Origin of the sequence: Actinomyces culturomici, from assembly GCF_900499005.1 — a bacterium.
Lineage (GTDB): Bacteria > Actinomycetota > Actinomycetes > Actinomycetales > Actinomycetaceae > Pauljensenia > Pauljensenia culturomici.
Genome location: NZ_LS991317.1, coordinates 344,859 through 365,014 on the forward strand (window position 1 = coordinate 344,859; position 20,156 = coordinate 365,014).

19 protein-coding genes are annotated in these 20,156 nt (G+C 70.2%); 6 read left to right on the forward strand and 13 right to left on the reverse strand.

What is annotated here, in order from left to right:
• Nucleotides 1–71 precede the first annotated feature (71 nt).
• The 3 genes from DY157_RS08565 to DY157_RS08575 all read left to right on the forward strand — a co-directional run bounded on the left by DY157_RS08565 (nt 72) and on the right by DY157_RS08575 (nt 5,883).
• Nucleotides 72–1,700, forward strand: a complete 1,629-nt coding sequence (locus tag DY157_RS08565; protein WP_115728224.1) for a CCA tRNA nucleotidyltransferase — start codon at nt 72–74, stop codon at nt 1,698–1,700.
• A gap of 100 nt (nt 1,701–1,800) precedes the next feature.
• A complete protein-coding gene (gene gndA, locus DY157_RS08570; protein ID WP_115728225.1) occupies nt 1,801–3,258 on the forward strand; it encodes an NADP-dependent phosphogluconate dehydrogenase in 1,458 nt (485 codons plus the stop codon).
• A gap of 141 nt (nt 3,259–3,399) precedes the next feature.
• Entirely contained in the window at nt 3,400–5,883 is a 2,484-nt protein-coding gene (locus DY157_RS08575) for a transglycosylase domain-containing protein (protein ID WP_115728226.1), read from the forward strand.
• 717 nt (nt 5,884–6,600) lie between these two features.
• Here DY157_RS08575 and rplI read toward each other — a convergent pair.
• The 5 genes from rplI to DY157_RS08600 form a co-directional block, all read right to left on the reverse strand.
• The gene (gene rplI / locus DY157_RS08580; protein WP_115728227.1) at nt 6,601–7,059 is read right to left on the reverse strand and encodes a 50S ribosomal protein L9; all 459 of its coding nucleotides are present in this window, start codon (nt 7,057–7,059) and stop codon (nt 6,601–6,603) included.
• Between the two features lie 18 nt (nt 7,060–7,077).
• Nucleotides 7,078–7,320, reverse strand: a complete 243-nt coding sequence (gene rpsR / locus DY157_RS08585; protein ID WP_006680614.1) for a 30S ribosomal protein S18 — start codon at nt 7,318–7,320, stop codon at nt 7,078–7,080.
• An 84-nt stretch (nt 7,321–7,404) separates the two neighbouring features.
• The gene (locus DY157_RS08590) at nt 7,405–7,977 is read right to left on the reverse strand and encodes a single-stranded DNA-binding protein (protein WP_115728228.1); all 573 of its coding nucleotides are present in this window, start codon (nt 7,975–7,977) and stop codon (nt 7,405–7,407) included.
• Nucleotides 7,978–8,023: 46 nt separating this feature from the next.
• Nucleotides 8,024–8,314 (reverse strand): 30S ribosomal protein S6, encoded by a 291-nt coding sequence (rpsF, locus tag DY157_RS08595; protein ID WP_115728229.1) that lies wholly within the window; start codon nt 8,312–8,314, stop codon nt 8,024–8,026.
• A 271-nt stretch (nt 8,315–8,585) separates the two neighbouring features.
• A complete protein-coding gene (locus DY157_RS08600) occupies nt 8,586–10,010 on the reverse strand; it encodes an MATE family efflux transporter (protein ID WP_115728230.1) in 1,425 nt (474 codons plus the stop codon).
• Nucleotides 10,011–10,353: 343 nt separating this feature from the next.
• Here DY157_RS08600 and dnaB point away from each other — a divergent pair, with 343 nt between their 5' ends.
• Complete coding sequence (gene dnaB / locus DY157_RS08605) at nt 10,354–11,697, forward strand: replicative DNA helicase (RefSeq protein ID WP_115728231.1); 1,344 nt, start codon at nt 10,354–10,356, stop codon at nt 11,695–11,697.
• A gap of 222 nt (nt 11,698–11,919) precedes the next feature.
• Here the strand turns inward: dnaB and DY157_RS08610 are convergent, their stop codons facing one another.
• On the reverse strand, nt 11,920–12,681 hold the full coding sequence (locus DY157_RS08610; protein ID WP_160159499.1) for a Crp/Fnr family transcriptional regulator: 762 nt from the start codon (nt 12,679–12,681) through the stop codon (nt 11,920–11,922).
• Nucleotides 12,682–12,840: 159 nt separating this feature from the next.
• Between DY157_RS08610 and DY157_RS08615 the strand changes: the two genes are divergently transcribed.
• Together DY157_RS08615 and DY157_RS08620 are read left to right on the forward strand one after the other, a co-directional pair.
• Entirely contained in the window at nt 12,841–13,119 is a 279-nt protein-coding gene (locus tag DY157_RS08615) for a heavy-metal-associated domain-containing protein (protein WP_115728233.1), read from the forward strand.
• Between the two features lie 38 nt (nt 13,120–13,157).
• Complete coding sequence (locus tag DY157_RS08620) at nt 13,158–15,236, forward strand: heavy metal translocating P-type ATPase (RefSeq protein ID WP_115728234.1); 2,079 nt, start codon at nt 13,158–13,160, stop codon at nt 15,234–15,236.
• 275 nt (nt 15,237–15,511) lie between these two features.
• Here the strand turns inward: DY157_RS08620 and rarD are convergent, their stop codons facing one another.
• From rarD to DY157_RS08655, 7 genes are all read right to left on the reverse strand, one after another.
• Entirely contained in the window at nt 15,512–16,543 is a 1,032-nt protein-coding gene (rarD, locus tag DY157_RS08625; RefSeq protein WP_115728462.1) for an EamA family transporter RarD, read from the reverse strand.
• 329 nt (nt 16,544–16,872) lie between these two features.
• Complete coding sequence (locus DY157_RS08630; RefSeq protein ID WP_115728235.1) at nt 16,873–17,094, reverse strand: hypothetical protein; 222 nt, start codon at nt 17,092–17,094, stop codon at nt 16,873–16,875.
• Nucleotides 17,095–17,461: 367 nt separating this feature from the next.
• A complete protein-coding gene (locus DY157_RS08635) occupies nt 17,462–17,671 on the reverse strand; it encodes a cold-shock protein (RefSeq protein WP_115728236.1) in 210 nt (69 codons plus the stop codon).
• Nucleotides 17,672–18,218: 547 nt separating this feature from the next.
• Entirely contained in the window at nt 18,219–18,620 is a 402-nt protein-coding gene (locus DY157_RS08640) for a hypothetical protein (protein WP_160159500.1), read from the reverse strand.
• Nucleotides 18,620–18,847, reverse strand: a complete 228-nt coding sequence (locus DY157_RS08645) for a holin (RefSeq protein ID WP_115728238.1) — start codon at nt 18,845–18,847, stop codon at nt 18,620–18,622. Before DY157_RS08645 ends, DY157_RS08640 begins: the two co-directional genes overlap by 1 nt.
• Complete coding sequence (locus DY157_RS08650) at nt 18,847–19,755, reverse strand: peptidoglycan recognition protein family protein (protein ID WP_115728239.1); 909 nt, start codon at nt 19,753–19,755, stop codon at nt 18,847–18,849. Before DY157_RS08650 ends, DY157_RS08645 begins: the two co-directional genes overlap by 1 nt.
• Before the next feature lie 81 nt (nt 19,756–19,836).
• Nucleotides 19,837–20,145 (reverse strand): hypothetical protein, encoded by a 309-nt coding sequence (locus DY157_RS08655; RefSeq protein WP_115728240.1) that lies wholly within the window; start codon nt 20,143–20,145, stop codon nt 19,837–19,839.
• Between the last annotated feature and the right edge of the window lie 11 nt (nt 20,146–20,156).

Here is a 20,156-nt window from a genome sequence, read left to right on the forward strand (position 1 = left end):
TGGGTCGACTCACCCTCCCGGCGCCTCCCGGGCGTCGCCCGCGCGCCCTGCGCCGTGGCATCCTGAAGGCGATGAGCCCGAACACCCCCTCCGCCGAGTCGGCGGCCGCGCCCTCGCGACCCCGCGCCTACGCGCCCCTCGCCGCGCGCGACGTCCCCTCCCTCCTCGCGAACGCGCAGCGCGCCTTCGCGAACCTCCCCGCCGAGATCCTCGACCTCGGCCGCGTCTTCGAGGAGGCGGGCGAGGAGATCGCCCTCGTCGGCGGCCCGGTCCGCGACGCGTTCCTCGGCGTCGAACCCCACGACTTCGACCTCACGACCTCGGCCCGGCCCGAGCGGACCGAGGAGCTCCTCGCCGCCTGGGGGAGCGCGGTCTGGGACATCGGCAAGGAGTTCGGAACGATCGGAGGGCGCCGCGGCGACCTCGTGGTCGAGGTGACGACCTACCGCACCGATTCCTACGAGGTCGGGTCCCGCAAGCCCGAGGTCGCCTTCGGCGACACCCTCGAGGGGGACCTCACCCGCCGCGACTTCACCGTTAACGCGATGGCGATGCGCCTGCCCGCGATGGCGCTCGTCGACCCGCACCACGGGCTCGAGGACCTCGCGGCCTCGCGTCTGCGCACGCCCGTCACCGCCGAGCAGTCCTTCGACGACGACCCGCTGCGCATCATGCGGGCCGCGCGCTTCGCCGCCCAGCTCGGCATCGACGTCGACCTCGACGTCATGGAGGCGATGGAGACGATGGCCCACCGCCTCGAGATCGTCTCCGCCGAGCGCATCCGCGCCGAGCTCGAGCGCCTCATCGTCTCCCCGTACCCGCGCCGCGGACTCGAGCTCCTCGTCCACACCGGCGTCGCGAGCATCGTCCTCCCCGAGGTCGCCGAACTCGTCTCCACCGTCGACGAGCATCGGCGACACAAGGACGTCTACGAGCACACGCTCACCGTCCTCGAGCAGGCGATGGACCTCGAGACCGGCCCGGAGGGCGCCGTGCCCGCCCCCGACTTCGTCCTGCGCTTCGCCGCGCTCATGCACGACGTCGGAAAGCCCGCGACCCGCCGCTTCGAGTCCAACGGCACCGTCTCCTTCCACCACCACGAGATCGTCGGCGCGAAGCTCACGCGCAAGCGGATGAAGGCGCTGAAGTTCGACAAGGCGACGACCGAGGCGGTCGCGACGCTCGTCGGACTCCACCTCCGCTTCCACGGCTACGGGGAGACCGCGTGGACGGACTCCGCGGTGCGCCGCTACGTCGCGGATGCGGGGGATCTCCTCGAGCGCCTCCACCGCCTCACCCGCGCCGATTGCACGACGCGGAACCGCCGCAAGGCGCACATGCTCTCCGCCGCCTACGACGATCTCGAGGCGAGGATCGCCGCTCTGCGCGAGCGCGAGGAACTCGACGCGATCCGCCCCGACCTCGACGGCGACGAGATCATGGAGATCCTCGGCCTGCGCCCCTCGCGCGCGGTGAAGATGGCGCGCGACCACCTCCTCGAGCTCCGCATGGAGAACGGGCCGATGGGGCGCGAGGCGGCGAAGGCGGAGCTCCTCGCCTGGTGGGCCTCCGACGAGGTCCGCGACGTCGCCCGCGAGTACGAGGCGCAGCAGGCCCACTGGGAGGAGATGGCCGCCGCGAAGCGCGCGAAGAAGGCCGCCGCGAAGGCGAAGCGCGCCGCGAACGCCCCCGCGGACTGACCCGCGCGCCGCCGGCGCCCGCATGACGAGGGAGACACTGCGCCCTTTCCGGCCCGGACCTAGGCTGGAGGCGATTCATCGATCGCGAGGAGGACTTCGCATGACTGACTTCGCCCCGCAGGCCGCTTCGGCCGACATCGGCGTGTACGGACTGGGCGTGATGGGCGCGAACCTCGCGCGCAACCTCGCCCGCAACGGCTACCGGACCGCGGTCTTCAACAGGACGCCCGCGCGCACCGAGCGCCTCATCGCCGCCCACGGCGACGAGGGAGCGTTCGTCCCCGCGAGCGAACTCGACGACTTCGTCGCCTCGCTCGCGACCCCGCGCGTCGCCATCATCATGGTGAAGGCCGGCCCGGACACCGACGCCGTCATGGAGCAGCTCGCCGCGCGCATGGAGCCCGGCGACATCATCGTCGACTGCGGCAACTCCCTCTTCACCGACACGATCCGCCGCGAGAAGCGCGCCCGCGAGCTCGGCCTCCACTTCGTCGGCGCCGGCGTCTCCGGCGGCGAGGAGGGCGCCCTGTGGGGTCCATCGATCATGCCGGGCGGCACGGTCGAGTCCTACGACCGCCTCGGCCCGATGTTCGAGACGATCTCCGCCCACTACGAGGGCGAGCCGTGCTGCGTCCACGTCGGAGCCGACGGCGCCGGCCACTTCGTCAAGATGGTCCACAACGGCATCGAGTGCGCCGACATGCAGGTCATCGCCGAGGCCTACGACCTCCTCCGCAAGGGACTCGGCCTCGCCCCCGCCGAGATCGCCGACGTCTTCACGGAGTGGAACGCGGGAGAACTCAACTCCTACCTCATCGAGATCACCGCCGAGGTCCTCCGCCAGGTGGACGCCGGAACCGGGACCCCGCTGGTCGACCTCATCGTCGATCGGGCCTCCCAGAAGGGCACCGGCAAGTGGACGGTCCAGACCGCCCTCGACCTCGCCGTGCCCGTCACCGGCATCGGCGAGGCGACCTTCGCCCGCGGCGCCTCCTGCTCGACCCCGCAGCGCGAGGCCGCCCGCGCCCTCGACGGCTCGGCCGCGCCCCTCGAGATCGCCGATCGCGACGCGTTCATCGAGGACGTCCGCCAGGCCCTCTTCGCGTCGAAGATCGTCGCCTACTCCCAGGGCTTCGACGAGATCACCGCCGGCGCCGAGGCGAACGGCTGGACGATCGACAAGGGCGCGATCGCGAAGATCTGGCGCGCCGGATGCATCATCCGCGCCGGATTCCTCGACGACATCGCCTCCGCCTACGCGAACGACCCGAACCTGCCGCTCCTCCTCGGAGCGAAGCCCTTCGCCGCGCGCTTCGAGGAGTGCGTCCCCTCGCTGCGCCGCATCGTCGCGCTCGCCGCCTCCGCCGGTGTGCCGATCCCGGTGTTCGCCTCATCCCTCTCCTACTTCGACCAGATCCGCGCCGAACGACTCCCCGCCGCCCTCATTCAGGGCCAGCGCGACTTCTTCGGCTCCCACACCTACCAGCGGATCGATCGTCCGGGCACCTTCCACACCCTGTGGGCGGCCGAGGGTCGACCCGAGGAGCAGTGGGACTGAACCCCTGATCGAGTGACGACTCCTCCGGGGGACGGGGCCGAGCCCCGCCCCCCGGAAACGTCGGACCGGTCACGAATCGGTGGGTTTCCCAGGTTTCTTGCCTACGCTGGTGGGATCGACCCCTGCTGAAAGGCTGAGAACGTGGCGAATTCCGACGGGAAGAAGGACTGGAGCGAGATCATGGGATCGAGCTCTTCGACCTCACACCTGCCCAAGCGCGCCGACGCCGCCCGCAAGCGCACCGCCGGAGCGGCCACCGCCTCCGGATCGCGGGCCTCGTCCTCGTCGATGAGAAGAGCAGCCGACGCCTCGCGGCGCCGCGCCGACAAGAAGGGCGGACGGCGCAAGGGCGGCATCGGCCGGAGGATCGGCCTCGGCATCGTCTTCACGATCCTCGCGGTCTTCATCGCGGGACTCGCGACCTTCCTCTTCATGTACGCGAGCCTCGCCGTCCCCAAGGCCCAGGACGTCGCGCTCGCCCAGAAGACGACCGTCTACTACGCGGACGGGACGACGGAGATGGGGTCGCTCGGCGACGTCAACCGGACGATCATCGACCCGACGACCCTGCCCGACTACGTCGGCAAGGCCGTCGTCGCCTCCGAAGACCGGACCTTCTACACGAACTCCGGCGTCGATTTCAAAGGCATCCTCCGCGCCCTCGTCACGAACATCACGACGGGTTCGCGACAGGGCGGCTCGACCCTCACCCAGCAGTACGTCGAGCGCTACTACGTCGGCGAGACGACCTCCTACACCGGGAAGGCGAAGGAGGCGGTGCTCGCGATCAAGATCAACCGCGAGCAGTCGAAGGACGAGATCCTCGGCAACTACCTCAACACGATCTACTTCGGGCGCGGCGCCTACGGCATCGAGGCCGCCTCGCAGGCCTACTTCGGCCACGCCGCGAAGGACCTCACGCTCTCCGAGTCCGCGATGCTCGCCGGCATCATCCCCGCGCCCTCCGCGTGGGACCCGGCCGTCGACTCGGAGAAGGCGAAGCAGCGGTGGGAGCGCGTCCTCTCCCTCATGGTCGAGGACGGCTGGATCTCCCAGTCCGACGCGGACGCCGCGCAGTTCCCCGAGACGATCGACCCGTCGACGACCCAGAACGCCTCCCTGTCCGGGCCGACCGGATACCTCATCGAGCAGGCGAAGTCCGAACTCGTCTCCACCGGCGCGGTGACCGAGGACCAGCTCGCGAACGGCGGTCTCAAGATCGTCTCGACGATCGACAAGACGCGCCAGGACGCGGCGATCGCCGCCGCTCAGACGATGGACGCGGTCGACGGCTGGGACTCCTCGACGATGCACGTCGCACTGTCGTCGATGGATCCGACGACCGGCGAGATCCTCGCCGAATACGCGGGCGCCGACTACCTCAAGCGGCAGCAGAACGCCGTCACCCAGGACATCGCGATGGCCGGCTCGAGCTTCAAGCCCTTCGCGCTCCTTGCGAACGCGAAGGCGGGCGGCTCGGTCTACGACCGCTACAACGGCAACTCGCCGCAGAGCTTCGACGGCCTGACCTCCACGGTGTCGAACGACGGCGGCTACTCCTGGGGGACGATCAACCTCGTGAAGGCGACCGCCTACTCGGTCAACACCGCGTTCGTCGCCCTCAACAAGGACATCGGCCCGGCCTCGACGATGCAGGCGGCGATCGACGCGGGAATCCCGGAGTCGACGTACGGCCTCGACTCGACGCTCCTCAACGTCCTCGGCTTCGCCTCCCCGCACAACATCGACCTCGCGACGGCGTACTCGACAATCGCGAACGGCGGCGAGAAGGTGACGGCCCACATCGTGAAATCGGTGTCGGACTCGCACGGGAATACCGTCTACGAGGCGAAGACGACCGCCGAACGGGTCTTCGACGTCGCGGACGTCTCCTCGATCATGCCGGCGCTCGAAGCCGTCACCGCCTACGGCGGCACGGCCGAGAAGGTCGCCTCGGCCCTGCCCGACTTCACGACCGCGGGCAAGACGGGAACGTCTCAGGAGCAGCTCTCCGCGCAGTTCATCGGCTTCGTCCCGAACCTCGTCACCGCCGTGTCGATGTACCAGTCGGACGAGAACGGCAACTCAGTTCCGCTGACGAACATCGGCGGGCTCTCCGAGTTCCACGGCGGCGACTGGCCGGTCGACGTGTGGGACGCGTACATGACGACCGCCGTCCAGGGCCTCACGGAGACCGACTTCAACTGGATCGTCGAGACGAACCGGAAGTCGACGACCCAGACGCAGACGACGACTCCGCAGGAGACCGCGCAGTCCTCAGGGACGCAGACGCAGTCGCCCTCGACGCAGACCCCGTCGACGAACGGGCAGAACGAGCAGGGCTCGACCTCGAACGGCACGACCACCGGGACGACCGGCAACGGGACGACGAACGGCAACGGCTCGACCGGCGGAACCGACACGGGCGGGACGACCGGAGGAACCACCGGCGGAACCGACACGGGCGGGACGACCGGAGGAACCACCGGCGGAACCGACACGGGCGGGACGACCGGAGGAACCACCGGCGGAACCGACACCGGGGGAACGACGGGCGGGACCACCGGCGGAACCGGCGGAACCGGCGGGACGAACGGCAACGGGACGACCGGCTCGGCCGGCTGAGCGACCGCCGGGAGCTCCGCGGCCCGGCCGCGCGGGCGGCCCGGTCGCAGCCGACCATCGGATGGTACTCGGGGGGAGGGCGCATGGCGCCCTCCCCCCGAGTCGTTCTTCTCAGGGCTCGAGAAGCGGCTCTTCGCAGTTGGGGGTGTGGTCGGCTGCCGATGGCCCTCATGACTTAGATCGCCGTCTCGGCGTGCTTCGGTGGGCGGGAGGGGCGTCGAGTGTGCGATCTGGGTGGCTCTGCGCCCGGAATCGGTGGCCCGCATGACTTGGATCGCCGTCTCGGCGTGCTTCGGTGGGCGGGAGGGGCGTCGAGTGTGCGATCCAGGTCGCCCCGCGTCCGGAATCGGCGACCCGCATGACCTGCATCGCCGTCTCGGCGTGCTTTGCGGGCATCTATCGGCGTACTCGGTGTTTCGAGGCGTTCGTCGGCGAAATCCCGGTGCCTTCTCGCCGCCGAACATGCGGAAAGCCGCCACAAGCCTGTTGAAGGGATGCGGCACCGGGAGGCTCGAAGCCGTCAGGTCGCCCGACCACATCCCGAACTATGAAGAGCCCCACTACCTTTCCCGCCGAGAGCATCACGTTCAGGCGTCGAGGGGATGCGCGCGCAGGAGGAGGGGGACGATGAGCCCCGCTACGAATGCGGGAGGGCCCCCGATCCCAGCGGATCGGGGGCCCTCCCGGAGAATCGGTGTCGGCGGGAGCCGACGCGAATCACTCGGCGACGACGCGGACCTTGAGGTTCGCGGAGACCTCCGGGTGGAGGTTGACGGCGACGGTGTAGTCGCCGACGGCCTTGATCGGGGTCGCGATGATGACGCGACGACGATCGATCGTCTGACCGAGCTGCTCCTTGACCGCATCGGCGATCTGAGCGCCCGAGACGGCGCCGAAGAGGCGGCCGGCGGCGCCGACCTTGCCGGAGACGGTGACGGGAGCGGCGGCCTGGAGGGCGTCGCGGAGCTCGCGCGCCTCATCGACCGTGGCGATCTCGTGGCGGCGACGGGCGGCGGCGATCTGGTCGATCTGCTTCTGGGCGCCCTTGGTCCACTTGGTCGCGAAACCGCGGGGGACGAGGTAGTTGCGGGCGTAGCCCGACTTGACCTCGACGACCTCGCCGGCGTTGCCGAGGTTGGCGACGTCGTGGGTGAGGATGAGCTTGGTGGTAGCCATGTCTGTGTCCTTCCCCGATCAGCGGCCGGTCGACGAGTAGGGCAGGAGCGCCATCTCGCGCGCGTTCTTCACGGCGCGGGCGATGCGGCGCTGCTCCTGGACGGAGACGCCGGTGACGCGACGCGCGCGGATCTTGCCGCGGTCGGAGATGAACTTGCGCAGGAGCGCGGTGTCCTTGTAGTCGATCGACTCGATCTTGGCCGACTTCAGCGGGTTGGCCTTCTTCTTGATGGGCTTGTTGCGAAGTTGGGGCTTCGCCATGGTGGTCTCCTTGGATCCGGGCGGGTTCCCCGCCCCATTCAGATGATGTCTTCGCGTTCCGATGGCCGGCTGTGCCGGCGCCGATCAGAACGGCGGTTCGCCGAAGGCGGCGTCGGACTGCGACGCGGTGCGCCACGGGTCGTCGACGGTGCCGCCGGCGGGAGCGCCGTAACCGGCCTGCTGAGAACCGCCCTGGTAGCCGCTCTGGCCGCCGCGGGACTGGCCCTGGAAGCCGTCCTGCGAGGAGCCGCGGTTCGAACCCTGGTACCCGCCCTGGGAGTAGCCGCCCTGGGACTGGACGCGCTCGACCCGGGCCTTCGCACGGCGGAGGCTGGGGCCGACCTCGTCGACCTGCATCTCGACCACGGTGCGGTTCTGCCCGTTGCGGTCCTCGTAGGACCGCTGGGTGAGCCGACCTTGGACGATCACGCGCATGCCCTTGCGGAGGGACTCGGCGACGTTGTCGGCGAGCTCCCGCCACGCGGAGCAGCGCATGAACAGGGTGTCCCCGTCGCGCCATTCGCCGGAGTTCCGGTCGTAGGTGCGAGGGGTCGAGGCGACCGTGAAGTCGACGACCGACGCGCCGGACGGCGTGAAGCGCAGTTCCGGATCCGCGGTGAGGTTGCCGATGATCGTGATGACGGTTTCTCCGGCCATGTCGACTCCTTCGGTCGGGTGGGGGTCTGGGTGGTTCTCGGCCCGGTCAGTGGGCGTCGGGGCGCTGGAGCTTGGTGCGCAGGATGGTCTCGTCGAGACCCATGCGGCGGTTGAGCTCGAGCGCGACATCGGGAGTCGTCGTCATGTCGATGACGACGTAGATCCCCTCGGAGCGCTTGAGGATGTCGTAGGCGAGGCGACGCTTGCCCCAGATGTCGATCTTCTCGACCGAGCCGCCGTTGGCGGCGACCGGCGCGAGGTACTTCTCCATCGTGGGGGCGACGGTGCGCTCGTCGATCGAAGGATCGAGGATCACCATCAGTTCGTAATTACGCACGTTGAGTACCCACCTCCTATGGTCTTCGCGGTCACGGACGGTCCGTGACAGGAGGGTCATGCGCGCGCGGACGCCGTGGGGCGCTCGCGCAGGATCGCCCTCGCCCGGAGGCGACGGCAGTCCGAGAATCCAGCTTAGTCGGGCGCGCGTGCGATTCGCCACCCCGCCCGGGGAGTGCTCCGCCACGTCCTCGTCGATCGACGAGGACGCGACCGGGCGTCGGCGGAGGGGAGGACGGCGTCCGGGCGCCGGGAGGCGAGCGTGGGCGGACTCAGCCGCGCGCCGGGATGGGCCCGGTCGCCGACCGCCAGGTCCGCCAGGCGTTCGACGCGAGGCGCGCCCCCATGTAGGCGAGGCCGTAGGCGATCCACGCCCCCGCGACGACGGCGGCCGAGGAGGCGCCCGCGCGCCGGGCCGCGTCGACGAGGACGAGGCCGGGGGCGAGGACGAGGAGCTGGAGGGGTCCCGCGATCGCGAAGAAGACGTTGTCGCCCGCGCCGAGGAGGACCCCGTCGAGCATGAAGACGATCCCCGCGATCGGCAGGCCGAGGCACGAGGCGAGCAGGCCCGCGGTCGCGATCGGGCGGATCGCGGGGTCGGAGCCGAAGAGGGCGGGGAGCCAGGGGGAGGCGGCGGCGATGGCGATGCCGAGGACGACGCCGGCGCCCGCGCCCCACACGGTGAGGACCCTCAGGAGGTCGCGCAGTTCGTCGCGCTTCCCGCGCCCGAGGGCGAGGCCGACGAGGGACTGGGCGGCGATCGCGAGGGCGTCGAGGACGAAGGCGGTGAGGGTCCAGACCGCGAGGACGACCTGGTAGGAGGCGAGGGCGGCCTCGTCGATCCGCGATACGGGGAGGATCGTCGCGAGTCCGGCGGCGCGCAGCGCGAGTCCGCGGACGACGAGCGGGGCGCCGTCGCGGGCCGAACGGCCGATGCCCGAGGCGCTCGGACGGAGCGGCACGCCCTCGAGGCGCGCCTGCGAGCGGAGGATCGCGAGGTAGACGCCCGCCATGAAGAGCTGCACGATCGAGGTGCCGAGTCCCGACCCTGCGACGCCCATCCTCAGGCCGTACATGAGCAGGGCGTTGAGGCCGACGTTGACGACCGCTCCGAGCGTCGTGACGACGAGGGGCGTGCGCGTGTCCTGGAGTCCGCGCAGCGTCCCGACGGTCGAGAATCCGATGAGCATGCCGATGAGGCCGGGCGCGCTCGCCCGCAGGTAGAGGACCGCCTGATGGGCGACCGCGGCGTCGGCGGTGAGCGGATCGACGAGGGCGGGGGCGGTGAGCGCGAGGAGGGAGGCGGCCGCGACGCCGAGGCCCGCCGCGAGCCACGAGGCGGAGACGCCCTCGCGGACGGCGCCGGCCCGGTCGCCGGCTCCGAGCGCCCGGGCGGTGAGCGAGGTCGTCGAGTAGGCGAGGAACACGAAGAGGACGACGGCGGTCTGGAGGATCTGGGAGGCGAGGGAGAGGCCCGCGAGCTGGGCGGTTCCGAGGTGGCCGACCATCGCGGAGTCGATGAGCGTGAAGAGTGGTTCGGCGACGAGGGCGCCGAGCGCGGGGATTGCGAGGGCGAGGATCTCGCGGGCGATCGCGGGCCTCCGGGCTGTCGGGCCGGTGCCTCTGCGCGAACCCTCGACCTCGCCTTGAAGGTTGGGGGTGGTCGAGTCGGGCGCGTCCACGGATCGGCTCTCCATTTCTCATCCACATTCTGTGTACACAACTGTGGACAAGTCTGTGATCGGAAGCGCGGGGAACTCGCGGCAAATCGACCGCCGATGTTCACGGGGCGTTCACCGCCCGATCGGCGCGTCCACAGGGGGTGTGGACGACTCGCCGAGTTATCCACACGCCGTCCCCAGGTTATCCCCATTCGAGTGCACATCGAGAGTGGGCATTCCCTCGTCCAGGCGCTACCCTCGCGTGTGCGCGACCCCCTCCCGTTCACCCCGGGGACGGCCCCGGGACGCCCTCGGAAACCCCTCCGGAGGCGCTGCCGACGAGGGCGGGGAGCGGCGCGCGAAGGAGGACGGGAGGAGCGTGGCGGAGGACTTCGATCGCACGCCGCCGCAGGACGTCGACGCCGAAATGTCGGTCCTGGGGTCGATGATGCTGACGACCGACGCGATCGTCACCGTGACGGAGGAGATCCGCGGCGCGGACTTCTACATGCCGAACCACGAGATCATCTTCGACGCGATCGTCGACCTCTTCGGCCAGAACGAGCCCGCCGACGCGATCACGGTCGCCGGGCGCCTCCAGCGCGACGGCACCCTCCAGCGGGTCGGCGGCGCCGCCTACCTCCACACGCTCATCGCCTCGGTCCCCACGGCGGCGAACGCCGGCTACTACGCGCGCATCGTCCGCGAGCGGGCGATCATGCGCCGACTCGTCACCGCGGGCACGCGCATCGTCCAGCTCGGCTACGCCGACGCCGGCGGCGAGGTCGAGGAGATCGTCGAGCAGGCCCAGTCCGAGATCTACGCCGTGTCCTCCGAGCGGTCGTCGAAGGACTACGTCTCGATGGAGACGATGGCCCACGACCTGCTCGAACGGCTCGAGGACATCCAGGACTCCCAGGGGAAGCTCCAGGGCGTCCCCACCGGGTTCAAGGACCTCGACGACCTCACGCAGGGCCTCCACGGCGGCCAGATGATCATCGTCGCGGCCCGCCCCGCGATGGGGAAGTCGACCCTCGCCCTCGACTTCTGCCGCTCGGCGTCGATCCGCCACGGGATCACCTCGCTGATCTTCTCCCTCGAGATGAGCCAGCAGGAGATCGCGATGCGCATGCTCTCCGCCGAGTCCGGGGTGTTCCTCTCGAAGATGCAGTCCGGGTCGATGACCGACCAGGACTGGCGGCGCGTGTCGACGACGATGGCGAAGATCGCGGACGCCCCGCTCTACGTCGACGACTCGGCGAACATGACGATCACGGAGATCCGCGCGAAGTGCCGCCAGCTCAAGCAGCAGCACAACCTCGGCCTCGTCGTCATCGACTACCTTCAGCTCATGACGAGCGGCCGCCAGGTCGAATCGCGTCAGCAGGAGGTCTCGGCGATGTCCCGAAACCTCAAGCTCCTCGCGAAGGACATCGACGTCCCTGTCGTCGCGGTCGCTCAGCTCAACCGAAACTCCGAGTCGCGCAACGACCGCAAGCCGATGATGTCCGACCTGCGCGAATCCGGCTCGCTCGAGCAGGACGCCGACATCATCATGCTGCTCCATCGGCCCGAGTACTACGACAAGGAGGATCGTCCCGGCGAGGCGGACATCATCGTCGCCAAGCACCGCAACGGCTCGACGGACACGATCCGCGCGCTCTTCCAGGGGCACATGGCCCGCTTCGTCAACTACACCGGCCGCGAAGAGCCCCAGGACTGACCCGCCTCCTCCGCCGAGAGCATCACCTTGCTCCGTCGAGGGGATGCGGCGCATGTTTCCGCGGGACAGTGCGACGAGGACGGGCGTCGCGGGTCGGGCGGGGTAGGCCCCGGGCGTCTGCAGGACCGCGGAACGCGGTCCGAAGCGGGCGGGTCCGGCCCGCGGCGGGCGGACCACTCATCCGGTCAGCTCACAGTCGAGGGCGCATGACTTCGCGGGGGATCAGGCGCCCTCGACGAGGTCGGCGAGGGCCTCCGGATCGCGGACGGCGATCCACCGGCGCCCCGCCTCGACGATCCCGGACTTCCGCCACGCCGACATCGTCCGCGAGACCGACTCGGTCGAAGTCGATGCGAGCTTCGCGAGATCGGCTCGCCCGAGGGGGACTTGGAGGAGGAGCGAGCCGTCCTCCTGCTCCTCTCCGATCCGCTCGGCGAGCCCGAGGAGGAGCGAGGCGAGCCGCTGGGGGACCGAGCGCCTCGCGTGGAGGGCTCCGCGTCCGCGCGCTTCGATGAGCTGGGAGCCCACGTCCTCGAGGAGCGAGAGGCCGACGCCCGGATGAGCGGAGACGAGGCGGCGCAGCAGCGCGTCGTCGATGGCGATCGCGCAGGTCGTCGTCAGCGCCCGCGCCCCCTGCTCGTGGGCGGCCGCGGGATCGGCCGAGAGCGCGCCGAGCATGTCGCCGGGGCTGCGCAGATCGGTCATCGACTCCTCGCCGTCGGCCCCGAGCGTCGTGAGGGCGACGACCCCCGCGGCGATCACCCACACCGAGGAGGCGGGATCGCCCTGGTGGTAGAGGTTCTCGCCCGCGTTCCACGAGTGCTCGACGACGCATTCGACGAGGTCGTCGAGGACGTGGTCGTCGAGGCCTTTGAACCAGCGCGAGCGCGCGAGGACCGCGCGCTTCGTCGCCGTCGAGCAGCCGTGCGAGTGCTCGCACCCGGAGTCGACGGGGGAGTGACGGCGGTGCTCGTGGGCGCTCATGGCCCCAGCATGCACCGCATTCGGCCGCCCCGCGAGGCGTCGAGTCATTAATTGACGTCCGTCATGGAGAGCGTCCCCGGGGTGGAGGAGTCTACGGGTCATCGGGGCGACCGCCCCGGCCGATTGCCCGAACAGGAGCCCGATGAAAAGGAGTTCCCCATGTCCCTCAGCTTCTTCCCCGCCACCGCCCCCGCCAAGGCGGAGATCGCCCCCGAGCGCCTCACCCGCACGGTCCTGCGCGCCAAGGGCTTCTCCTGCCCGTCCTGCGTCCGCTCGATCGAGGGCCGCGTCGGCGCCCTCGACGGCGTCGCCAAGGTGGAGGTCCAGTTCGCGAACTCGAAGATCGTCATCGACCACGACCCGGAGGTCGTGAGTGTCGACGAGCTCGTCCGTGCCGTCGCCGATGCGGGCTACGAGTCCGCCCCCTCCGCCTTCTGATCCCCCGGCACCGGTCGACGAACTGGAAGGAGACACCGATGACCACGACCCTCGCCGCGCCGGCCGGCGCCGACGCCACTCCCGCAACCGCTCCCACGACGCCCGCCCAGAACAACCGTCCGGAGGCCCCCGCCTCGGCCTCCACCTCCCCGATCGTCGACGAGGACGCGGCCGCCCCCGGAACCCCGGGTCGCCTCCGCCGCCTCGGCCGGGCGCTCGCGGCGCCCCGGTGGCGCCGGCCCCTGTGGGCGGGCGGACTCATTCTCCTCGGCAAGGTCCTCGTCCCCGCGGTTCTCGCCCCGATCGGCGGGCGCGGCGCGGCCGGGATCGCCGGGGACTGGATCGCCGAAGGCGCCCTCGTCCTCGCCGCCCTCATCGCCCTCGTCCCGATCGCGCAAAAGGCGTGGCGGGCGGCGCGCGCGAAGCAGATGTCGATCGACGTCCTCGTCACCATCGCGACCGTCGGCGCCCTCGTGATCGGCGAGGTGTGGGAGGCGGCCGCCGTCACCTTCCTCTTCCTCGTCGGGCACGCCCTCGAGGAGACGACGCTCGCCTCGACGCGCTCGGCGCTCGACGAGCTCATCGCGTCGGTGCCCGCGACCGCCCTCGTCGTCCGCGACGGCCGCAGGGTCGAGGTCCCCGCCTGGGCCGTCGAGCGCGGGGAGCGGGTCGTCATCGCGGACGGGGCGCGCATCCCCGTCGACGGGGTCCTCCTCGAGGGCGCGGGCAGCGTCGACGAGGCCGGGATCACCGGCGAGCCCCTCCCGCGCGAGGTCGGGGTCGGGGATTCCGTCCACGCGGGGACGACCGCCCGCGGCGCGTTCCTCCTCGAGGCGACCCGCGTCGGAGCGGACACGACGGTCGCGAAGATCGTCGCCCGCGTCGAGGACGCGCAGAACGCGAAGGCGCGCGTCCAGACCTTCATGGAGTCCTTCTCCGCCTGGTACACGCCCGCGATCGTCGTCGCCTCGATCGTCCTCGGGATCCTCACTCGCGACGTCCGGCTCGCTCTCACGCTCCTCGTCATCTCGTGCCCGGGCGCCCTCGTCATCTCGATCCCCGTCGCCACGGTCGCCGGCATCGGGGCGGGCGCGAAGCGCGGCATTCTGATCCGCGGCGGCGACAAGCTCGAGGCCGCGGCGAAGGTCGACGTCGTCGCCCTCGACAAGACGGGGACCCTGACGAAGGGCCGCCCCGCGGTCGTCGCGGTCCTCCCCGCTCCCGCCGTCGGCCCGTCCGCCTCCTCCCCGTCCTCCTTCGCGATCGACGAGGACGCCCTTCTCGAATCGGCCGCCGCCCTGGAAGCGTCGTCGGCGCACCCGCTCGCCGAGGCGGTCCTCGAGGCCGCTCACGCGAAGGGGATCGATCCGGCGACCCGGAATGCCACCGAGGTCGAGTCGGTGACGGGCCGGGGCCTGAAGGGCCTCGTGGGGGGCCGCCGCGTCCTCGTCGGCACCGCCCGATTCCTCGCGGAGGAGGGCATCGACCTCACCGGCTTCGATCCGGCCGCGATCGGCTCGGCCACCCCGGTCCTCGTCGGGGTCGAGGGCGTCTACCGGGGCGCGATCCTCATCGCCGATGAAGTCCGTCCCGATGCCGCCGGCCTGGTCGCCGGCCTGCGGAGGCTCGGCGTCAAGCGGATCGTCATGCTCACCGGTGACCGGAGGGACGCCGCCGAGGAGATCGCCCGGGCGACCGGCGTCGACGAGATGCGCGCCGAGCTCCTCCCGGAGGACAAGGTCGCGGCCCTCGAGGATCTGCGGGCCCACGGGGCCAGGATCGCGATGATCGGGGACGGCGTCAACGACGCCCCGGCGCTCGCGACCGCCGACATCGGGATCGCGATGGGCGCGTCCGGGTCGAATCTCGCGATCGAGGCGGCGGATATCGCGGTCCTGCGCGACGAGATCGGCGCGGTCGCCGAGGGCCTCGGCCTGGCGAGGCGCACGGCCGCGGTGATGCGCGCGAATGTCGTCATCGCCATCGCGGTCGTCGCGCTCCTCATCGCCGGAGTCGTCGCCGGTGGCGTGACGATGGCGATCGGGATGCTCGTCCATGAGGCCTCGGTGCTCGTCGTCATCCTCAACGCGATCCGGCTGCTGCGCGTCAAGGGGTGAGTCGACTGGTAGGCCCGTCCGGATGGGGGCCCAACAGGCCCGGTGAGATCGTCCGATCGCACCCGCCCGGAAGGCGCGGACGGTCCGGATGGCCCGTCGAGTCCGAACCCGTGATGAGTGGAGGGGTTGACGACAAGTGGTGGGGATACACCCCCTCCGCATGTCGCCAACCCCTCCACTGACGTGCGGGGCGGGCCCGAACGGGCATGCGCAGCGGCCCGCAACGGGCGCGAGTGGGGCCTGTGCGCGGGTCCGCGCAGAGGTGCCACGGGCTCTCAGTCCTCCGCGTCCTCGGCATCGGCCCCGTTCTCGGGGCCGGCCCCGACCTCGTCGATCGGAAGCGAGCGGAGGAGGCGGCGCTGACGGCGCGCCGCGACGAGGAGGTCGGCGGTGAGGGCTCCGAGTGCGAGCCACACGACGGCGGTGGCGATCCAGCGGATCGGCTCCATCGGCTCGTGGAAGACCGCGACGCCGATGAGCATCTGCGTGCCCGGGGAGACGTACTGGATGAACCCGAGGGTGCCGAGCGTCAGGCCCTTCGCGGCGGTCGCGAACATGATGAGCGGGATGACCGTGATGAGGCCCGCGCCGATGAGGAGCGCGAGGTGGGCGGCCGGGGAGATCGGGGCCGAGGACCCCTGGGCGGCAAGGCGCTGGAGCGAGGTGCGCCCGTTGAGAGCGAGGTAGCCGAAGTAGACGAGGAGGAACGGGGCGACGGTCGCGGTCTCGATCGCCATGCCGGCGAGAGGGTCGACCTTCGCCGCGACGTCCTTCTTCACGAGGGAGTAGAGGCCGAAGCTCAGCGCGAGGGCGAGCGAGATGACGGGCACGCGGCCCTCGCCGATGACGAGGATGACGACGGCGACGGCGCCGAGCGCGAGGGCGAGCGTCTGGAGGGGCGTGATCCGCTCCCGCAGGACGACGAGGCCGAGGGCCACCGTGACGAGCGGGTTGATGAAGTAGCCGATCGCCGCGTCGACCGTGTGTCCCGTGAGGATCGCGAAGACGTAGGTCGACCAGTTGACGACGATGAGGACGCCGGCGATCGAGAGGCGCGACAGTGCCCTCCGGTCGGCGATCGCCGCCTTGAGGGCGGGGAGTCGGTGGAGGAGCCCGATCGCGAGCGCGCACCACGCGAGCCCCCAGAAGGCGCGGTGGACGATGACCTCGACGGCGCCGGCGGGCGCGAGGAGGTGGAAGTAGAGGGGGAAGAAGCCCCAGATGATGTAGACGCCGAGGCCGAGGGCGAGCGCCTTCGGGTCGTTGCCCGAGGTCGGGCGGGAGGCGGTGGCGGGGTCGGCGGTCATCTTCACCTTCGGGCGGTCGGGGCGTTACGGGTTCACATCATCGTCGCGCCGGGTCGCTGTCTCCTCTACACATCTGACGCTGCCGGCGAATAGGGAGGGGTAGATCCCGGTGGGCGCCGTGTCCCGTACAAACAAACAAGCCCAACATCTGGCGCCAGGGGCACATAGAGATGCACAAGCGCGCACGTAAGCCAGANGGCGACGACGGGGCTGGGCGGGACTGGGGGCGTCTAACGAGGAAGGGCGCGGAGAAAGGAAAGAGCGCGACGCCTCGTGCGTCGCGCTCGTCATGCTGGGGCGCGCATCGGCGCGCGCCCCGAATCTTCGGTTCAGTTCTTCTCGGTGTGCGAGATCGCGTAGGCGGCGGGCGCGAAGAGAAGAGCGGTGAGGCCGACGAGGGCGGCGATGACGACCGAGACGGTCGAGGAGGCGTTGACGGCGGCGAAGATGCCGAGGATCGAGAGGACGACGACGGCGACGACGACGCCGGCGACGTCGGCGGACCTCTGCCAGGTGGCGGTGGCGAGCTCGGGCTTGACGATGTGCTCCATGAGATTCTTCTTTCGGTCAGTGCTCGCGAGGCACTGACCGCGCCTCGCACAGCAGCGTGTCAGGGTGCCGGAAACGTTTCCAGCACGCTCTAAGTTAGCAGGGGAGCAGCCCTCGGGACCAGTGATGATAGGGATTTCACACGGATTCACGAGGCCGGGGCGGTGCGCCCGCTCGACGGCGGGCGGGAGGCGCCGGATCGGGGCCCACGGGCTGACCGCGTCGACTCCCAGTCGGACCATCACGCAGTGTCCTTCAGCTCTCGACTCCGGCCGATGTGGCGCGCCTCGAAAGCGGTGCGCCGGACGCGCGGGGGCGCCCACGGCCATCGGCCGTGGGCGCCCCCGTTCTTCCCGTTCGGGATGAGGGTCAGCCGAGGCGGTGAATGTTCTCCGCCTGGAGGCCCTTCGGACCCTGCGTGACCTCGAACTCGACCTTCTCGCCCTCGAAGAGGGTGCGGCGGCCGGAGTCCTGGACGATGTTCGAGTAGTGCGCGAAGACGTCGGCGGAGCCGTCATCGGGGGTGACGAAGCCGTAGCCCTTCTCGTCGTTGAACCATTTCACGACACCAGTGGTCATGGGGTGTTTCCAATCTGCTTGCCCCAGGGGGCGATGAGCCGGATCCGAGCGGATCGCGGCATAGTGACCGAAGCTCCTGCAACCTTCTCTGGCGAGCACTGCAATGAAACCGCGTTACTACGGCGTCCACGCTACAGCACGAGCGGCCTCGAGGTCGCGCGCTCACAGGGCGGCGAGCCGCGACATCGATGCGGCGGGGTGAAATGAACGGGACCGACGATCGCCGTCGGCGATCACCGGTCCCGTGTGAGCACGCCGGGCGCGAACCCGGCCTTCCGCGGATTCCCGCGGGAAGTCTGGTGCGCGAGAGGGGAGTTGAAAACTCGAGACGCGCATTCGGTTTTCTCACCAGATCGTGCGCATCCGTTGGAATTCCGCCGAAAAGTCGCGGTCTTGGTGTGCGGATAGCGTAGCTCTTTGACGTCGATTTCGGAAACTGATCGTAGCGCGGACTACAGGACCATTGGGATCTTGGACTGCTCACTCACACAAGAAACCGCCCCCACCCATCCACCTTCTCGGCGGAAGTGAGTGGGGGCGGCTGGTCTTAGAGGTCCTGCGCGATTACGTCCGGCGCTGGAGGAGTCGCCGGGAGCGAGACTCCGATCGGCACGAGCTTGCGAATGTCGTCGATCGTCGCGAGCAACTGACGCGCGTACGCGGTCGCCGTCCGATAGAGGCGACGCATCGCCTCCAGCGCCTCCTCTGTCCGTGCGACCTTGTCCTCCAAGTCCTTGACGCGGCTGGTGAGGCGGTTGAGCTCCTCCTGCATTGTGTCGGTCGTGAGGGTGAGTTGGGCGAGGCGGTTGTCCTCGGCCTTCTCGGCCCGCTTATCTCGGCGGTCCATCGCCGCGTTGTGCGCGCCGACGGCCTGCGTGATGATCGTCCCGAGGAGGGCGACGATCGCGACGATGACCGTCACGTCGTCGAGCCAGTGCGGTATAGGCATCACTCACCCCCACCCGTCGCGATCGCCGTGTCCGTGCGCTCCGGATCCGCGATCGACGTGAGGACGGAGACGAGCATCGCGGTGAGCGCGATCCCGACCGCCTGGACCCAGTCCAGGCCCCAGATGACCGTGCCCGTCGTGAGGACGGCGAGCAACGCCTGGGCGCACGTCTTGATGGCCCGCTCGGCCAGTCCGAGCCAGAACGTCTTCGATGTGTACGCACTCATCAGAACCTCCCCTCGTTGAGCGCCTGCTGCATCGCGCGGACGGTGTTGGACGGTCCGTCGAGGCGCGCGTCCGGTGTGAACCCGTAGTGGGCTTCGAGCGCGTTGATGAAGCCGGGCCCGGCGATCCCATCCGCCGCGATCCCGAGCGCCTTCTGCATCGCGGCGATAAGCTGCGACCCCTGCGGGCTTGAGGTCCACTCCCACCCGGAGGTGCACGCGGCGAGGCTCGGCCTCCAGTACTGCTCCTGCGAGGAGACGACACCGTCGACGGGCGTCCCGAAGCGGGCTTGGAGGGCGCGGGTCGTCGCAGGACCCCACCAGCCGTCCTCGTCGAGCTTTCCCGACGCGGCAGGAGCAGGAGTGGGAGTCGGAGTGGTCGCCGCGGGCGCGTCGATTCCGGCTGCCATCGCGTCGTACCACTCGCCCGCTCGCTGCATGTACCGGTCACGCAGGGCACCGGCGAGCTGTCCGGGGCACGCGGTCTGCTGGAAGTGCTGGTGCGGGAAGACGTTCACCCCCCAGGTGGGTCGCCCGAGCCCGTAGTAGCGGCAGAGCGCGGCGACCAGGTGCGCGCCCGCTTCGACGGTCGCGTCCGAGATCGGCCACCCCTGCGCGGCCCCGCCCGAGTTCGAGTGCTCGACGCCGATGGAGCGGAGGTTCGTCTCCCAGTCGCCCGCGTGCCACGCCGTGTCAGCGTCGTGGACGAGCTGGCCGATCCGCCCGTCTGTGGTGACCTGGTAGTGGGCGGACGCTGGCCTCGTCTGCCAGACGTTGTAGCAGTCGGCGACCGAGAGGACCCCAGCGTTGTGGTGGATGAGAATCTTGTCGATCGTCCGGCCTTCGCGGCCCTGTGTGTAGTTGACGTTGAGCCACCGGTTCTCGTCGGCGTGCAGTCCATTCCAGTCCATCAATATCCCCTTTCCGGGCATGAAGAAGCCCCCATGGACCGGGTGTCCACGAGGGCAAGGAGAAGAAGCGCGAGACGACGCTCAGACGGCGGGCGTCGCGAAACCTTGTAGCGCGTGAAGAATCTGCGTGTCCGTCACCGCCGCAGGATTCACGCCCGGCTCCGGTGGGAGCGCCGCCACAGCTTGGTCGTACGTGAGCTTCGCGTACTCGAACACGGTCGCGATCGACGAGGTGCCCGTGTTGTCGACGTCGGCGACGACGACCCTGTCCCACACGGCATCGACCTCGACGGCCGTCATGCCGAGGGTCGCGCCCAGCGCCCTGGCCCTGTCCTTGAGGTCACTGTTGTCGCGTGCGGCGATGATCGCCGCTGAAGTTCCTGCTGCCATGTTGGTTTCCC

What these genes read in the sequence shown, in the direction of transcription:
- DY157_RS08600 (WP_115728230.1), bottom strand. Translation starts at nt 10,010, where the DNA reads ATGGAGAGCCGATCCGTGGACGCGCCCGACTCGACCACCCCCAACCTT.
- DY157_RS08615 (WP_115728233.1), top strand. Translation starts at nt 12,841, where the DNA reads ATGTCCCTCAGCTTCTTCCCCGCCACCGCCCCCGCCAAGGCGGAGATC.
- rplI (WP_115728227.1), bottom strand. Translation starts at nt 7,059, where the DNA reads ATGGCTACCACCAAGCTCATCCTCACCCACGACGTCGCCAACCTCGGC.
- DY157_RS08635 (WP_115728236.1), bottom strand. Translation starts at nt 17,671, where the DNA reads ATGACCACTGGTGTCGTGAAATGGTTCAACGACGAGAAGGGCTACGGC.
- DY157_RS08650 (WP_115728239.1), bottom strand. Translation starts at nt 19,755, where the DNA reads ATGGACTGGAATGGACTGCACGCCGACGAGAACCGGTGGCTCAACGTC.
- DY157_RS08590 (WP_115728228.1), bottom strand. Translation starts at nt 7,977, where the DNA reads ATGGCCGGAGAAACCGTCATCACGATCATCGGCAACCTCACCGCGGAT.
- DY157_RS08655 (WP_115728240.1), bottom strand. Translation starts at nt 20,145, where the DNA reads ATGGCAGCAGGAACTTCAGCGGCGATCATCGCCGCACGCGACAACAGT.
- DY157_RS08640 (WP_160159500.1), bottom strand. Translation starts at nt 18,620, where the DNA reads ATGCCTATACCGCACTGGCTCGACGACGTGACGGTCATCGTCGCGATC.
- rpsR (WP_006680614.1), bottom strand. Translation starts at nt 7,320, where the DNA reads ATGGCGAAGCCCCAACTTCGCAACAAGCCCATCAAGAAGAAGGCCAAC.
- gndA (WP_115728225.1), top strand. Translation starts at nt 1,801, where the DNA reads ATGACTGACTTCGCCCCGCAGGCCGCTTCGGCCGACATCGGCGTGTAC.
- DY157_RS08645 (WP_115728238.1), bottom strand. Translation starts at nt 18,847, where the DNA reads ATGAGTGCGTACACATCGAAGACGTTCTGGCTCGGACTGGCCGAGCGG.
- DY157_RS08610 (WP_160159499.1), bottom strand. Translation starts at nt 12,681, where the DNA reads ATGAGCGCCCACGAGCACCGCCGTCACTCCCCCGTCGACTCCGGGTGC.
- rarD (WP_115728462.1), bottom strand. Translation starts at nt 16,543, where the DNA reads ATGACCGCCGACCCCGCCACCGCCTCCCGCCCGACCTCGGGCAACGAC.
- DY157_RS08620 (WP_115728234.1), top strand. Translation starts at nt 13,158, where the DNA reads ATGACCACGACCCTCGCCGCGCCGGCCGGCGCCGACGCCACTCCCGCA.
- DY157_RS08630 (WP_115728235.1), bottom strand. Translation starts at nt 17,094, where the DNA reads ATGGAGCACATCGTCAAGCCCGAGCTCGCCACCGCCACCTGGCAGAGG.
- DY157_RS08565 (WP_115728224.1), top strand. Translation starts at nt 72, where the DNA reads ATGAGCCCGAACACCCCCTCCGCCGAGTCGGCGGCCGCGCCCTCGCGA.